The organism is Acidovorax sp. 94 (assembly GCF_003634645.1).
Classification (GTDB): Bacteria; Pseudomonadota; Gammaproteobacteria; order Burkholderiales; family Burkholderiaceae_C; genus Acidovorax; species Acidovorax facilis.
Window position 1 is genome coordinate 1,996,562 of sequence record NZ_RBJA01000001.1, and the last position, 14,996, is coordinate 2,011,557.

Consider the following 14,996-nt stretch of genomic DNA (forward strand, 5'->3'; position numbering starts at 1 on the left):
CGATGCAGGAAAGAGGTGAGGAGCGAGCTGGGCAAGGCTTCGACAAGCTCAGCCCGAACGGATGCAGGCAAAACAACAGGCATGTGGTCCTTGCCTTCACACCCCGCCCCCAAGGGCGTAGCGAGCGGGATGAGCTGCTAGGCGGACGGAGCACAGCCACCGGAACGTACTTGAAGTACCTGAGGATGGCGAGCACCGCCCAACGACGCAGATGGCCCGCTCGGTAGCCAACCCTCAGAAAGGGAATTTCATGCCGCCGGGGAGGCCTGGCATGCCTTGGGTGAGCTTGCCCATCTTCTCCGAAGAAGTCTCTTCCGCCTTGCGCACCGCAGCATTGAACGCCGCAGCAACGAGGTCTTCCAGCATGTCCTTGTCTTCGGCCAGCAGGCTCGGGTCGATGGTGATGCGCTTGACGTCGTGCTTGCACGTCATCACCACTTTCACCAGGCCCGCGCCCGATTCACCTTCCACCTCGATGAAGGCCAGCTCGTCCTGCGCCTTCTTGAGGTTGTCCTGCATCGCCTGGGCTTGCTTCATGAGGCCTGCAAGTTGTCCTTTGTTGAACATGGTGTGGTTTCCTTTGCTTTCTTTCTGGTTGATCGATTCCCACGAAGGGACAGAGATTCGGTCTCCGAGATGCACGGTATTGTGCTGTGCAATGTCAGCGGCCGTCGAAACTGGCGCGCGCCAATCCAGTGCACTCGTGGAGCTGGCTTTGCCAGGCCACCGAGTGCGCCCCCTCCCGCGAAGCAAGAGAGGGGGAACGCGCCGAAGGCGACTCAGGGGGCGCTTCATCTCACGCAGGCTTGATGCTACCCGGCACGATTCTCGCGCCATAGTCGCGCACCAGCGACTGCACATAGGGGTCGTTGTTCACAATCTCCTCAGCACGGCGCTGGCGCTCGGCAGCGGCAGCGGCATTGCGGCGGGCGGGGCTGTCGATGACGTGGCCCACCTCCACACTGATCTGGGTGGCGTGGCCCGCAGCCTCCAGCGCGGCGCGCAGGCGCTCGCGTGCAGTAGGCTGGTTCAGCGACTCACGCTCCACACGCAGCAACCAGTGCCCCCCATCGCGCGCCACCAGTTGCGACTGCAGAGCCAGTTCGCGCACCAGGGCGGTAATCGATTCTGCCGCCACCATCTGCTGCACGGTGGCATGCCAGACATCGCCCTCCTCGGTGGGCGTGTAGCGCGCAGAGACGGGCGTTGGCGCAGAAAGCGGCAACGGTTGCAGACGCTCCCCTGGTTCGGGCGATTCACGCACCGGGATTGCTACATATTCAGGAGCACATTGCGCTTGCTGAGGTTGCGTTGGACGCTGATTTTGTCCAAATCTCTCGGGCATACGCACCGGCAGTGCCGTGGCGGCGGAGTTTGCAGGTGATGTAGCACCCGGCTCTTCCGAGCCTGGCCAGGGTGGTGGCTCCGCAGAGTCCACGGATTCGCCGGGTTCTGCAGAAATCTCCGGTGGCAATGCTGGCGAGGCATCTGCTGCAGGCACTGCGGGAGGCACCGCTGGTGGCACCTGAGGAGCAGGCGCGGGCGTCGGCGCCGTTCGCGCCACGGGGGCTGGCACCACCACGGCTGCCGCTGCGGGAGCGGCAGAAACCGCAGCTGGTGGGCTGGAAGACGCCGCTTCAGCCCGCGTCAGAGTTTTTTTTTCAGCCGATTCGCCAACGCCGCCAACGCCGCCAACACCGCCAACACCGCTGACAGGCTTGAACGCCAGCAAGCGCAGCAGCACCATGGTCAGTGCCGCGTACTCATCGGGCGCCAGACCCAGTTCACCGCGCCCGTGCAGGCACAGGCTGTAGAGCAGCTGGGTTTCGTCAGCAGGCATCAGCGCGGCCAAGCGGGCTGTTTCTGCGGCCTCGGGGTCGTCGGCATCCACGGCGCCTGCCATCTGGGGCACGGCCTGGAACACCGCCATCCGCTGCAGCACGGCGCTCATTTCTTCGAGCGTAGAGGCGGCCGACAGGCCATTGAGACGCAGCGTGTCCGAGGTTTCCACCACGGTCTTGCCGTCGCCCTCGGCCAACGCGCCGATGAGGCGGAACACGTAGGAGCGGTCCACCGCGCCCAGCATTTGGCGCACGGCGGCTTCCTGCAACTGGCCGCTGCCAAAAGCGATGGCCTGGTCGGTGAGCGACAGTGCATCGCGCATGGAGCCCCGCGCGGCGCGCGACAGCAGCCGTAGAGCCTGGGGCTCGGACGATACGTTTTCCGACGCCAGCACCTGCGTGAGGTGGCTCAGGACCGTCTCGGGCGCCATGGGCCGCAGGTTGAACTGCAGACAGCGGCTCAGCACCGTCACCGGCACCTTCTGCGGGTCGGTCGTGGCCAGCACGAACTTGAGGTATTCAGGAGGCTCTTCCAGCGTCTTGAGCATGGCGTTGAACGCCGTGTTCGTGAGCATGTGCACTTCGTCGATCATGAAGACCTTGAAGCGGCCCTGCACTGGCTTGTAGACCGCCTGCTCCAGCAGGCTCTGCACCTCATCCACACCCCGGTTCGATGCAGCATCCAACTCGGTGTAATCCGGGAAGCGACCACTGTCGATATCCGTACAGGCCGAGCACACGCCGCAGGGTGTGGCGGTGATGCCGCCCTGGCCGTCGGGCCCCTGGCAGTTGAGCGATTTGGCCAGAATGCGCGACACCGTCGTCTTGCCCACACCCCGCGTGCCTGTGAACAGGTAGGCATGGTGCAGGCGCTGTGTGTTGAGCGCATTGGTGAGGGCCTGCACCACATGCTCCTGCCCCACCATTTCGGTGAAATTGCGGGGGCGGTACTTGCGGGCGAGCACGAGGTAGGACATCCGGCAGATTCTACGGGCTGTGCCGAGTGTCCTTCCAGCGCCCACGTCAGCGGGGCTGTTCAGAAAAGTGCACCCGCATCCGTCGTACAATCGCCAGTGACGGGCCTCCTCGCATGGTGAAGCGGCCAACCGGGTCAGGTGGGGAACCAAGCAGCCCTAACTGTGGAGTCAGTGCCGGGGGTAAGGCTCGTCAACTTCTTTTTTTGCGCTGTCGCGCAGCCCCCTCCCAGCGGCGACATCCTTTGCGATGTGCTCTTGGCTGGCGAGGCCGGGCCCTTCGCCCCAGGCGCAAGCCCCCTTTCGTTCAGCGTTCTCAAGCTCCGGCAGCTTGGCGCAGCCAGTGCAGCGCGCCCAACCCCGCCACGCGGCCACTGGCCAAGCTGGCCGTGAGCAGATAGCCCCCGGTGGGCGCCTCCCAATCGAGCATTTCGCCCGCGCAGAACACGCCCGGTAAGGCATGGGCCATGAGGTGCGTGTCCAGCGCCTCAAAAGCCACACCACCGGCGGTGCTGATGGCTTCGTCGATGGGCCGTGTGGCCACGACCGTGATGGGCAGTGCCTTTATGGCGTGTGCCAGAGCCACCGGGTCGTTCATGCCGTCCTTGCCCAAGTGTTCATACAGGATGCCCGCCTTGATGCCATCGAGCCCCAGACGGCTCTTGAGGTGGCTGGACAATGAACGTGATCCGCGTGGATGGCGCACTTCCACCAGCACGCGTTCCGGCGTGTGGTCGGGCAGCAAATCCAGATGAAAAGTGGCATGGCCGTGGGCCTCGATCTCATCGCGCAGCAGGTGCGACGCGGCGTAGACCAGGCTGCCCTCGACGCCTGTCGCTGTGGCCACGAATTCACCTCTGCGGCTGAACGTGCGGCCCTGGCTGTCGGTGAAAGCCAGCGCCACCGTCTTGAAGGGCTGGCCGGCAAAACGCTCGACAAAATGGGGCGTCCAGCCCACAGCGGGAACGGGGGTGCGGCCGATCAGCTCCTGCAAGAACGCGCGGCGCGTCTCACCCGCCGGCGCATCGGCGCGCAGCACGTCAAAACCACAGTTGGAGGGCCGCAGCGGCGCCACAGCCACACCGCGCTGCGCCAGCAGCGGCACCCAGGCACCATCCGACCCCAGGCGTGCCCAGCTGCCGCCGCCCAGCGCCAACACCACCGACCTGGCGGCCACAGGCACCTCGCCCGCAGGGGCTGCAAAACGCAGGACACCATCGTCCGACCAGCCCAGCCAGCGGTGTCGCATGTGGAACACCACGCCCTGCCCGCGCAGGCGCTGCAACCAGGCGCGCAGCAAGGGCGCGGCCTTCATGTCAGCGGGGAACACGCGGCCGGAGGTGCCCACGAAGGTCTCCACACCCAGGCCTTGCGCCCAGGCCCGGACCTCGGGCCCGCCAAATTCCTGCAGCAAAGGTTCGAGCTGAGGCTGGCGCTCTGCATAGCGGCTGACAAACGGAGCATGGGGCTCGGAATGTGTGAGGTTGAGCCCGCCCTTGCCCGCCAGCAGAAACTTGCGCCCCACCGAAGGCATGGCGTCGAACAGATGAACGGCCACCCCCGCCTGGGCCAGCACCTCGGCCGCCATCAGGCCCGCCGGGCCACCGCCGACGATGGCCACATCGCACCGCAAAGTCCCCATAGGCAGGGCTGGTGCGACGGGTGAATCGGAAGGAGAAAGGGTGTGAGACACAGGAGAACCTTGCTAAAAATGGGGGCGTTGCGCGGGTTGGAAGCCCTGGGTGCGGGTCAAAACAAAGAGCCTTGCGCAGAATCTGCAGGCCCCGGCGCGGTGCGTGGACGCTCGGGCTTTGCCGGGGCAGCCGGGGCAGCGGGGGCAGCGGGGGCAGCGGGGGCAGCGGGGGCAGCGGGGGCAGCGGGGGCGAGAGTATGCCCGACGGCGGCAGGGGTGGGCCCGCCGCCTGCCCGCACCAAACGCCCATCGCCTGTGAGGAAGGCCGCGTGCACGGCCTCGCCCGGCATCAGGGCCTGTACGGCTTCTTGGTAGCGCTGCAGTTGCGCCACCAGCGCTTGCTGGCGCTGAGGCTGGGCGGCACTTTTGTAATCGAGCACCCACCAGCCTGCCACGGCGTCATCTGCAGACAGGGCACGGCGCAGCACCAGCCGGTCGATGCGCAGGCTTTGGCCCTGGTAATGCAGCGGGGCTTCGTTGATGGCGGTCTGCACCTGCTCCGGGTCCCACGCCCAGGCGCCCTCCCCGGCCAGGATGCCCTGTGCCATGCGGGCCGCCAACTCGGCCGCTGCAGGGGCAATGTCGTGGTCGCTGGCCAGCCTTGCAATGCGCGCAGCAGGCCAGCCGTGGGTGCGCAGGTCGGCCAGCGGGGCACCGGCCACACCGGCCTGCTCCAACAGCTGGTGCATGGCGTCGCCCTGGCGTGACAGGGGGGTGGACTCGGCGTCGCCAGGCATGGCCACGGGCGTAGCACTGGTGGGGTCGGCAGCTGCAGCACCCGGTTTGGTGCGGGCGCTTTGCAGGGCTTCGGGCAGGGGGTGCAGCGCGGCGATGGTGAAGGTGTCGGGGGTCGCACCGGCTTCAGCGGAAAGCGCAGGGGCCGTGCCCGTGTCCACCTCGGTCACCAGTGGTGCCAGTCGGTTCCACCAACTGCCCGGCGCCGAATTGCTGGGCAACACGGACGACAGCGCCAGGCAATGTTTGGCGCGCGTCATGGCCACGTAGAGCATGTTCAGCTCCTCGCGGCTGCGGGCCTGCTGCTCGGCGGCCAGCGCGGCTTCTGCGCTGGGCGGCGGGTTCGATTCGCTGGCCAGAAAGACAAAGGCCGACGGCACGGCCTGCTCGCCAGGCCAGTCCACCAGCACACCCATGGTCTCGGCTTTTTGCGGGCGGGTGTCGGTGTCCAGCAGCAGCACGCAGTCGGCCTCCAGCCCCTTGGCGCCGTGCACCGTCAGCAGGCGAACGGCCTGCGCATCGGCCCGGCCGGGGGCGCGCACGCCGCCCTTCTTCATGGCCCGCACAAACGCATAGGGCGTGAGGTAGCGGCCGCCGTCGTGCTGCAGCGATGCCGCCAGCAGCGCGCGCAGGTTGGCCTGCACTGCCTGGCGCTGGGTGACCGGGGCAGCAGCGGCGAAGCGGGCCAGCACGTCGCCGTGCTCGTAGATGGCATGCAGCGCATCGTGCGGAGGCAGGCCACTCACCCAGCCTTGGTATTGAGTCAAAACAGGTCCCAGCGCTTTCAAATCAAGCGCAAGCAGCTCACTTTTTAATAGCAAATCAAACCAGCTGCAGCCCGCATGTTCCGGCTGGCGGCGCAGCACGGCCAAGGCCACCAGCGCATCATCGCCCACGCCAAACAACGGCGACTTGAGCGCGCGGGCCAGTGACAGGTCGTGCGTCGGCGAGACCAGTGCATCCAGCAGCGCCACCATGTCCTGCACCTCGGGTGCGTCGAACAGGTCGGCCTTTTCAGGCTGCACACAGGGCAGGTGCAGGGCGCGCAGGGCGTCTTGCATGCTGGCCAGGCGATCACGCTTGCGGGCCAGCACCAGCACCTCTTTGGGCGGGGTGCCGCTGGCAATCTGCGCGGCCACCCAGGCAGCGGCCTGCGTGCACTCGCGCATGCGCTGGGTTTCTTCGGCCTCGTGGCGGGGTTCGGTCAGGCTATCGCGCCAGGCCAGGGGGTCGCGGCCTGCGCCTTGGCTGTCGTCGTCCGCGTCGGTGATGGCGGGCAGGCGCAGCAACTGGCCGGGGTGCTTGGATTCGGTGGTGTGATCGCGGAAACCGCTGGTCTCTTGCTGCGCCTGGGCCTGGCCCATGACGGCGTTGACCGCGGCAATCACGCCCTGTGCGTTGCGGCGCGTGTGATCGCAGCTGAGCAGGTCGCCGCGCAGCCCATCGCGCACAAACGCCTGCGCAGCGATGAACACCTGTGGTTCGGCGCGGCGAAAGCGGTAGATGCTCTGCTTGGGGTCGCCCACGATGAACACGCTGGGCGCGGCGGAACCACCGCCCGAGCCCGCATAGCCGGACAGCCACGCATGCAGCGCCTGCCACTGCAGCGGGTTGGTGTCCTGGAACTCATCGACCAGCAAGTGGCGGATGCGCGCGTCCAGCCGCTCCTGCACCCAGCCACTGAGCACCGGGTCGGCCAGCATGACCAGGGCCGTGCGCTCCACATCGTTCATGTCCACCCAGCCGTGCTGCTGCTTGACGGCCACAAACTGCGCAATCAGGCAACGCGCCAGCCGGGCCATGCGCTGCTGGTGCTGCCAAGCGTCGTGCTGGCGGCGGGCGGAGAGCAGGCGCTGCAACTCGGGCTCGGCCTCCTGCGCGGCGGGGAACTTCTCCAGGTTCTTGGAGAGGCGGTCTTCCTTGGCCACAAACATCGCTTTGCGCAGCATGTCCAGGCGCTGGTTCAGGTCGGTGCAACCCAGCGCGTCGATGATGGCGTCCGCCGCCTTCTGCGGGGTCTTGTTGGCCTCTGCGCCCAGGGCGCCGGCGCGACTGCGCCAGCGTTGCAGGGCGGCGTCGGTCTGCAGGGCCTCGGCGGGCTCGACCAACGCGGCCAGCTCGGGGTATGCCTGCTGGAAGGGCGGCAAGGATGCATCCACCACGCCTGCCGCGTCGGCCAGATCAAACTCCACCCGCTTGGCCAGTGCCGCCGCCAGCGCCTTGTGGGTTTGCGAGCGGCCGTGGCGAGCCACCACGGCTTCGTAGTCAGCGCGCAGGCTGGCGCTTTCGACCACGGTCTGCAAGAACGGGGGCCAGACCTCGCGCACGGCCTCGGCATCGTCTTCGAGCAGCTCAAAGTGCGCGGGCAGGCCCTGTTGCTGCAGCAGCGCCAGCGGGGCTGTGCCCAGCAGCGCGGCAAACCAGCTGTGGAAAGTGCGGATTTGCACCGGGCGGCCCGCTTCGAGCAGCTGGTGGTATAGATTTTGTAGCGCCTCGCGCTTTTCCAGCGAGCCTTGGGGGCTGATTCCGCGTGCAATCAGCTCGGCCGTAAGCTCCTCCAGCGGCTTGTGGCTGAACTCTTCCAGCCATTCCTGCAAACGCTGGCGCATTTCTCCCGCGGCCTTTTTGGTGAAGGTGATGGCCAGGATCTCGTGCGGCGCGCAGCCGTCGAGCAGCGCCCGCAGCATGCGCGAGACCAGCATCCAGGTCTTGCCCGCACCGGCGCAGGCCTCCACCGCCACGCTGCGTGCGGGGTCGCAGGCGATGGCGTAGAAGGCCTCGCGCGAGACGGGGCGGCCGTTGTGTTCGTAGGCTGCCTGGCTGGGTTGTGGAATGCTGACGGTCATGGCGTCTCTTGCGCGGGCAACGCCTGTTCAGCGTCCGCCCAGTAGTCTTTGCGGCACAGGCCGCGCACGGCGCAGAACTCGCACACCGAGCCCTCGCCCAGCGCGGGCAGCGGCGCACCGGCGGCGATGCGGACCATGTCGTGCTGAATGCCTTCAACCAGCACATCGCGCAGGTGCACCACCTCGTCCTGTTCGTGCAGTTGTGTCTCGCCGCGCTCACCCACGTTGACGTAGGCGGCGCGCAGGGTGTCGTGGCTCAGCAAGGCGGCGTAGAAGGCCAGTTGCGTGTCCTCGGCCCCGCTCTTGATGCGCTGGCGGGTGACGCTGTCGCTTTCGGTTTTGTAGTCGATGACCAGCACCGTGGGCTCGCCGGTGGATGAGACGCCATCGATGCGGTCAAGGGTGCCGACCAGCTCCAGGTCGCCCAGCGGCTGGCGGGCCTTGACCTCAGCCTGGCGGAAGGTGGCTCCCTGCTGCTCGTGCCCGGCCAGCCACTGCAGATAGCCATCGCGCAATTGCGCCCAGCCTGCGGCAAAGGGCAGAAAGTCGCCGTCTTGCAACCGCTGCTCGCGGGTGACAGCCTCGGCGGCGGCGTCCATGCGGGTGCGGCGCTCGTCCAGGTGGTCGGTGGGCACAGCCAGCAACGCCTCGTGAAAGTGCTGCAGCACGGCGTGCAGCCAGTTGCCAAAGTCGCGCTTGTCCACTTCGGCGTCCAGCTCGTCGGCCTCGCGCAGACCCAGCTGGCGCTGTGCAAAGAAGCGGTACGGACAATGGCGCAGGTCGGAATACGCGGTGGAGGACAGGTGCCCCACGGGCAGCGCCTGGCCCACGGGCTGGGGGCGCAGCGTGGGGATGGCGGCCACTGCACGGGCCGCACGGTCGTCGGTGCCGGGTGTAGCGGCGCCATCCAGTTGCAGGGCCAGCACCAGGGCGCTGGCCAGCAGGGGCTCGCCGCCCTCATCGCCGGTGCGCCACAGCACATCCACCACGGGCGTGCGCAGGGCGTGGGCCCAGGCGGCCCGCTGGGCGGCCTCCAGCGACTGGCGCGTGGGCAGGCCCCAGGCCTCGCGCTGGGCCTGCGACCAGTCGCCTGATGGTTCAGGTGCGGCTTGCAAACGCTTTTCATCGCAGCCCGGCAGCACGGCGGCGGCAAAGGGACGGGCCAGCAGTTGCGGCAGGGGCACCACCACCACGGGTGCATCGGCGGCCTGCGCGGCCACGTAGCGCCCGGCTTCGAGCACGTCCTTGGCCCAGCGGGTGAATTCGGCCAGCGTCATGCGCCGGCCCGCGCTGTCGCCCCAGCCGTCCAGCTCGGCCTGCTGGCCGTCTTGCAGGCGCAAGGCGGCCAGCACGCGCATGCCAGCGGGGTCGGCCTGCAGGCCTTGCCACTGGCCGGCCTGCTCCAACACGACGCGCAGGGCGGGCAACCACTGCGCCAATGGGCGCGCGGCGCGCAGGGTGTCGCGCCAGGCCTCCACGGTGGCCACGGTGCGGGCCAGGTGGGGCTGTGCGCTCAGATCCCGCGCGGTGGCGGCACTCCAGTGCTGCACCACGCCCTTGCGCAGCCATTGCTCCAGGCGGTTGACCTCGCCTGGCATCAGCGCAGGGGTGTGTTTGACCCAGTCCAGCACCGCGTTGGATGAGGCGTTCCACGCTGCGGCCTGCAGCGCCGCCATGACCCGTGAGGCGGCGCGCGTGGTGGAAAGAATCCAACCGCTTTCATCGCGCACCAGCACCCCGCTGCTGTCCAGATGGGCCAGCACGCGGCGGATCAAGGCCCGGTCAGTCGCAGCCAGCGCCACGGGCACCCGGCCATCTCGCACGTGGGCCAGCACGCAGGCGGCGGCGCGGTGGGCTTCGTCTTCGGCATCGGTGGCGGCATGCAGAGCGCGTTTTGGCGGCGCGGGAGCTTCATCGACCAATGCAGGCAGCGCAACACAAGCCCCATGCTCGCCCCAATGGGCCAGCAGGGCCTGGGGCAGTGCGTCAGACTGAAAGCCTTCGAGCACCACCAGCGCATCCACCGCCGCGCGCACGCCGGGCTCGAACAACACATCGGTGGCGTGGCGCGAGGCCAGCACCCATTCCAGCGCCAGGCGCGCCACCAGGGCCTCGTAATGCAGGCTGCTGCCTTCATCGGCGGTGGCCAGCAGTTTGCGGGCCTCGTCGCCCCAGGCGGCGCGCTGCGCGGGGGGCACAGCGGCCACGGCGGGTGCCAGTTGGGCGGCGGCTTCTTGCAGTGGCGTGGCCAGCATCTCGCGCTGGGCGCCCTGCCCCACACGATCGAGCAAGGCGCGGGCCGTAAGGGTGTCGCGCGCCACGTCGCCCGCATAGTCGTCGGCCGAAGGCTCAAACACCTGCAACTGGCGGGCCCAGTTGCGGGTGGTTTCAAAGCGCGGCGCAAAGCCTTGCGGAAACTGCAGCGCCCAGTGGCGCTGGGCCCAGGGCATGAGCTGGGCGTAGGGCACCAACACCACTGTGCGCGCCAAATGGGCGCCATGGGCCTGGGCATGTGCGGCCACCTGGGCCAGAGCACGTTGCCACAAGGCGGTGCTGGCGGCAGCAAACCCACTGGTTTGATCGCTTTTCGCTATGACTGTCATAGCGTCGCAAGGCCCGGCCACACCGGTGAACGTGGGATTGGTTTCTGTCACAATGCCCAGACTTTAAACGTACACCGGTCACAACCCGCTCAAAATCAAGGAATCCGCCATGGCCAGCGAACTCATCAAACATGTCTCTGACGCCAGCTTTGAAGCCGACGTGCTGCAACCCGGCTCCGCCGTGCTGGTGGACTACTGGGCCGAATGGTGCGGCCCCTGCAAAATGATTGCCCCCATCCTGGACGAAGTGGCAGGCACCTACCAGGGCAAGCTGCAGATCGCCAAGATGAATGTGGACGAAAACCGCGAGATCCCCGCCAAGTTCGGCATTCGCGGCATTCCCACACTGATGCTGTTCAAGGACGGCCAGCTGGCCGCCACCAAGGTCGGCGCCATGAGCAAGGCGCAACTGACCGCCTTCATCGATCAGCAACTGGCCTGATCCGCACCCACAACCCCGCGCCCGCCCATGCACGCGGGGTTGTCTGTTTTCACGACACCTATTGCAGCGCCAGACACAGACCGAATTCGGATCCCGTGAATCTCCCGCTTTTTTTCCTGTCATAATTCCTCCAGATCACCGGCCTGCACGCATTGGCAGCCGGACCGAGATCCCCGGCGAGCCAGACCTGCAAACAGCAGCCCATCTGGCACCAGCCCTCCTCCCCCAAGATTCATACCAGCTCCGCCAAGGAGTCATTCCATGCACTTAAACGAACTCAAGGCACTGCACGTGTCTGAAGTCCTGAAGCAAGCCGAAGAACTCGAAATCGAAAATACCGGCCGCATGCGCAAGCAGGAGCTGATGTTTGCGATCATCAAGAAGCGGGCCAAGACCGGGGAACAAATCATTGCCGATGGCGTGCTGGAAATTTTGCCCGACGGTTTCGGCTTCCTGCGCAGCCCGGACACGAGCTTTACCGCCAGCACGGACGACATCTACATCAGCCCGAGCCAGGTGCGCCGTTTCAATCTGCACACCGGCGACATGATCGAAGGTGAAGTCCGCACACCCAAAGACGGTGAGCGCTACTTCGCCCTGAACAAGCTCGACTCCGTCAACGGCGGCCCGCCGGAGCAGAACAAGCACAAGGTGATGTTCGAGAACCTGACGCCCCTGTTCCCCAAGGAACAGATGAAGCTGGAGCGCGACTTCAAGGGCGAAGAAAACATCACAGGCCGCATCATCGACATCATTGCGCCCATCGGCCGTGGCCAGCGCGCGCTGATCGTCGCCCCGCCCAAGAGCGGCAAGACGGTGATGATGCAGCACATCGCCCACGCCATCACGGCCAACAACCCCGACGTGCACCTGATGGTGCTGCTGGTGGACGAGCGCCCTGAAGAAGTGACCGAAATGCAGCGCACGGTGAAGGGCGAGATCATCGCCTCCACCTTCGACGAGCCCGCCGCACGCCACGTGCATGTGGCCGAAATGGTGATCGAGCGTGCCAAGCGCCTGGTCGAGCTGAAGAAGGACGTGGTCATCCTGCTGGACTCCATCACCCGCCTGGCCCGTGCCTACAACAACGTCGTGCCCTCCAGCGGCAAGGTGCTTTCCGGTGGTGTGGACGCCGCCGCACTGCAGCGCCCCAAGCGCTTCTTCGGCGCCGCGCGCAAGGTCGAAGAAGGTGGCTCGCTCACCATCATCGCCACCGCGTTGGTCGACACCGGCAGCCGCATGGACGAAGTGATCTTTGAAGAGTTCAAGGGCACGGGCAACTGCGAAATCCACCTGAACCGCCGCCTGTACGAAAAGCGCGTGTTCCCCGCCATCGAGCTCAACAAGAGCGGCACGCGCCGCGAAGAGCTGCTGCTGGCGCCCGAGATCCTGCAAAAGACCCGCATCCTGCGCCAGTTCATGTACAACATGGACGAGATCGAGTCGATGGAGCTGATGATCAAGAACATGAAGGCCACCAAGACCAATGTGGACTTCTTTGACATGATGCGAAGAGGAGGGTGACAACCCCCTGAGGCGCTTTCGCGCCTTCCCCCTTTCCGAATTGCTACGCAATTCGGAAAGGGGGACACCGCCAGCGCGGCGGGGCGGTCCTTGCGCGGCGGTTCTGGCCAAGGCCTTGCCGGTTTCAGCCGTTACGGGCCGTCGCGAAAATGCCATCAGACCGCCTGTGCAATAATAGAGGGCTTTTTCTGCGGAAAGTACGTTGGATGTTCCACGGCGCAAAGGTTGCTCCGGGTTCAGCGCGGCTCCCGCACTTGACAAGGATTGATCATGAAAGAAGGCATTCACCCCAACTACCGCGAAGTCCTGTTCTCGGACCTGTCCAACGGCTTCAAGTTCGTGACCCGTTCCTGCGTGAACACGAAGGAAATGGAAACCTTCGAAGGCAAGGAATACCCGCTGTTCAAGCTGGATACGTCTTCTGAATCGCACCCCTTCTACACCGGTACGCAAAAGTCGGTGGACAACATGGGTGGCCGCGTGGAGCGCTTCCGCAACCGTTTCGGCAAGACCGCAGCGAAGTAATTCGCCCTTGCGTTCCCGCCAAAAAGGCAGCCCGGGCAACCGGGCTGCCTTTTTCCGTTGGTTTTGCCCTTATTCTCGGTAGCTTCGCTTTGCCGCCCTCTGACGCGTGAATCCACCGACCCCCGCCATCGTTACCCAGAACGCTGTCAGCCCCCTGCCACGCTGGGCACTGGTACTGCTGTGTATTGCCTATGTCGTGCCCGGCTTCGTCGGGCGCGACCCGTGGAAAAGTGCGGATGTCACGGCGTTTGGCTACATGCTGGAGCTGGCCCACGGGCACACGCCCTGGCTGAGCCCCCTGCTGGGCGGCATGCCCCCGGAAACCGAGGGACTGCTGCCGTACTGGCTGGGCGCTTGGGCAATTCAGCTGGCGCCCCAGTGGGTTTCTGCCGAGATGGCGGTGCGCCTACCCTTCGCACTCCTGCTGGTCATCACCCTCATTGCCACGTGGTACGCCGTCTACTACCTCGCACGCAGCCCCGGCGCCCAGCCTGTGGCCTTTGCCTTTGGGGGCGAAGCCAATCCACCCGACTACGCCCGCGCCATTGCCGATGGCGGGTTGCTGGCCCTGATTGCCTGCCTGGGCCTCGCGCAGCTCTCGCATGAGGTCACCAGCTATCTGGTGCAGCTCAGTTGCACGGCGCTGATCTTTTTTGCGGTTGCAGCCATGCCCCACCGCACCGTAGCCCCTGCCGTGGCGCTGGCCGCAGGCATGGTGGGGCTCACGCTGGCAGGCGCGCCGGCGCTTGCAGCATTGCTGGGACTGGGCAGCATGGTGGTGGTGGTGTATGCGCCAGGCAGCCAGACAGACCATCGCCTGCGCTGGGCCCTGGCCCTCGGGGCAATCACGTTGGCAGCGGCGCTGATCGCCTGGGGGCTCGATCTCTGGCGCTGGCGAATTGTGGATTCCGGCTCAGGCGGCAAAGAGTGGCAGAGCCTGGCGCGGCTGCTGCTGTGGTTTGGATGGCCCGCCTGGCCCCTGGCCCTGTGGACGCTATGGCGCTGGCGCAAGCAGATCATCAGCCGCCAGGGGCACAGGCACCTGCTGCTCCCGCTGTGGTTCTCGGCAGTCTCCATTGCCGCCACCATCACCACCCAACCTGCAGACAGGGCCCTCCTGCTCGGTCTGCCGGCCCTGGCGGCACTGGCAGCGTTTGCACTGCCCACGCTGCGGCGCAGTGTGGGGGCGCTGATCGACTGGTTCACGCTGCTGTTCTTCACCGTTTCAGCGCTGGGGATCTGGGTGATCTGGATTGCCATGCAAACGGGCGTTCCCGCCAAGCCTGCAGCCAATGTGGCCAAGCTGGCCCCTGGTTTTGTGCCGCAGTTTTCCGCACTGGCGCTTGTCGTGGCCCTGGCGGCCACCGTGGGCTGGTGCAGCCTGGTGTGGTGGCGCGCCGCGCGCAACCGGGCGCCCATCTGGAAGAGCCTGGTGCTGCCAGCCAGCGGCGCTGCGCTGGGCTGGCTGCTGCTGATGACTTTGTGGTTGCCGCTACTGGACTACGCCCGCAGCTATCGCCCCCAGGTTCGCAGTGTGATGGCCGCACTGGGCCCATCCCCGGGCTGTGTGCAGACGGTAGGGTTGAACCGTGCCCAGGTGGCGGCTCTGCAGTACCACGGTGGCCTATCGCTGCAGAGGGCGGGCCTGCAGGACGAGTGCGACTGGCTGGTGGCTGACATCGCCTCCTGGCCTCCGTCCGAGCGCATGGTGAATGTGGCGCGCTGGGAAGCCCGGGCCACCATTCCACGCCCCACTGACAAGAACGATCACCTCCTGGTGTTTCACCGTGCGGGGCCTGCACGCTGATGCCCG

9 protein-coding genes and 1 other RNA gene are annotated in these 14,996 nt (G+C 66.4%); 5 read left to right on the forward strand and 5 right to left on the reverse strand.

All coding sequences use genetic code 11. The features are described from left to right. Nucleotides 1-234: 234 nt before the first annotated feature. Together C8C94_RS09290 and dnaX are read right to left on the reverse strand one after the other, a co-directional pair. A complete protein-coding gene (locus C8C94_RS09290; protein ID WP_055398201.1) occupies nt 235-567 on the reverse strand; it encodes a YbaB/EbfC family nucleoid-associated protein in 333 nt (110 codons plus the stop codon). Nucleotides 568-796: 229 nt separating this feature from the next. Next, on the reverse strand, nt 797-2,818 hold the full coding sequence (dnaX, locus tag C8C94_RS09295; protein WP_121420523.1) for a DNA polymerase III subunit gamma/tau: 2,022 nt from the start codon (nt 2,816-2,818) through the stop codon (nt 797-799). A gap of 98 nt (nt 2,819-2,916) precedes the next feature. Between dnaX and ffs the strand changes: the two genes are divergently transcribed. After that, an RNA gene (gene ffs / locus C8C94_RS09300) (signal recognition particle sRNA small type) lies at nt 2,917-3,013 on the forward strand. 118 nt (nt 3,014-3,131) lie between these two features. Here the strand turns inward: ffs and C8C94_RS09305 are convergent. The 3 genes from C8C94_RS09305 to C8C94_RS09315 all read right to left on the reverse strand — a co-directional run bounded on the left by C8C94_RS09305 (nt 3,132) and on the right by C8C94_RS09315 (nt 10,692). Continuing rightward, nucleotides 3,132-4,457: a TIGR03862 family flavoprotein gene (locus C8C94_RS09305; RefSeq protein ID WP_121420524.1), complete on the reverse strand. Its 1,326-nt coding sequence runs from the start codon at nt 4,455-4,457 to the stop codon at nt 3,132-3,134. Between the two features lie 107 nt (nt 4,458-4,564). Continuing rightward, nucleotides 4,565-8,089 carry an exodeoxyribonuclease V subunit beta gene (locus tag C8C94_RS09310; protein WP_121420525.1) on the reverse strand — a complete coding sequence of 1,175 codons (3,525 nt, stop codon included), beginning with the start codon at nt 8,087-8,089 and terminating at the stop codon, nt 4,565-4,567. Further along, a complete protein-coding gene (locus C8C94_RS09315) occupies nt 8,086-10,692 on the reverse strand; it encodes a PD-(D/E)XK nuclease family protein (protein ID WP_121420526.1) in 2,607 nt (868 codons plus the stop codon). Before C8C94_RS09315 ends, C8C94_RS09310 begins: the two co-directional genes overlap by 4 nt. A 109-nt stretch (nt 10,693-10,801) precedes the next feature. On the opposite strand from C8C94_RS09315, the gene trxA reads away from it, so the two are divergent. The 4 genes from trxA (at nt 10,802) to C8C94_RS09335 (ending at nt 14,990) form a co-directional block, all read left to right on the forward strand. Next, the gene (trxA, locus tag C8C94_RS09320; RefSeq protein ID WP_008906761.1) at nt 10,802-11,134 is read left to right on the forward strand and encodes a thioredoxin TrxA; all 333 of its coding nucleotides are present in this window, start codon (nt 10,802-10,804) and stop codon (nt 11,132-11,134) included. A 261-nt stretch (nt 11,135-11,395) separates the two neighbouring features. Next, on the forward strand, nt 11,396-12,658 hold the full coding sequence (gene rho / locus C8C94_RS09325; RefSeq protein ID WP_055398205.1) for a transcription termination factor Rho: 1,263 nt from the start codon (nt 11,396-11,398) through the stop codon (nt 12,656-12,658). 270 nt (nt 12,659-12,928) lie between these two features. Continuing rightward, complete coding sequence (locus tag C8C94_RS09330; protein WP_008906759.1) at nt 12,929-13,183, forward strand: type B 50S ribosomal protein L31; 255 nt, start codon at nt 12,929-12,931, stop codon at nt 13,181-13,183. A 106-nt stretch (nt 13,184-13,289) separates the two neighbouring features. Beyond that, nucleotides 13,290-14,990, forward strand: coding sequence for a hypothetical protein (locus tag C8C94_RS09335; protein WP_121420527.1), 1,701 nt, complete (start codon nt 13,290-13,292; stop codon nt 14,988-14,990). Nucleotides 14,991-14,996: the final 6 nt, after the last annotated feature.

Coding starts and splice junctions, on each gene's coding strand:
- C8C94_RS09290 (WP_055398201.1), bottom strand. CDS start 567: ATGTTCAACAAAGGACAACTTGCAGGCCTCATGAAGCAAGCCCAGGCG.
- dnaX (WP_121420523.1), bottom strand. CDS start 2,818: ATGTCCTACCTCGTGCTCGCCCGCAAGTACCGCCCCCGCAATTTCACC.
- C8C94_RS09305 (WP_121420524.1), bottom strand. CDS start 4,457: ATGGGGACTTTGCGGTGCGATGTGGCCATCGTCGGCGGTGGCCCGGCG.
- C8C94_RS09310 (WP_121420525.1), bottom strand. CDS start 8,089: ATGACCGTCAGCATTCCACAACCCAGCCAGGCAGCCTACGAACACAAC.
- C8C94_RS09315 (WP_121420526.1), bottom strand. CDS start 10,692: ATGACAGTCATAGCGAAAAGCGATCAAACCAGTGGGTTTGCTGCCGCC.
- trxA (WP_008906761.1), top strand. CDS start 10,802: ATGGCCAGCGAACTCATCAAACATGTCTCTGACGCCAGCTTTGAAGCC.
- rho (WP_055398205.1), top strand. CDS start 11,396: ATGCACTTAAACGAACTCAAGGCACTGCACGTGTCTGAAGTCCTGAAG.
- C8C94_RS09330 (WP_008906759.1), top strand. CDS start 12,929: ATGAAAGAAGGCATTCACCCCAACTACCGCGAAGTCCTGTTCTCGGAC.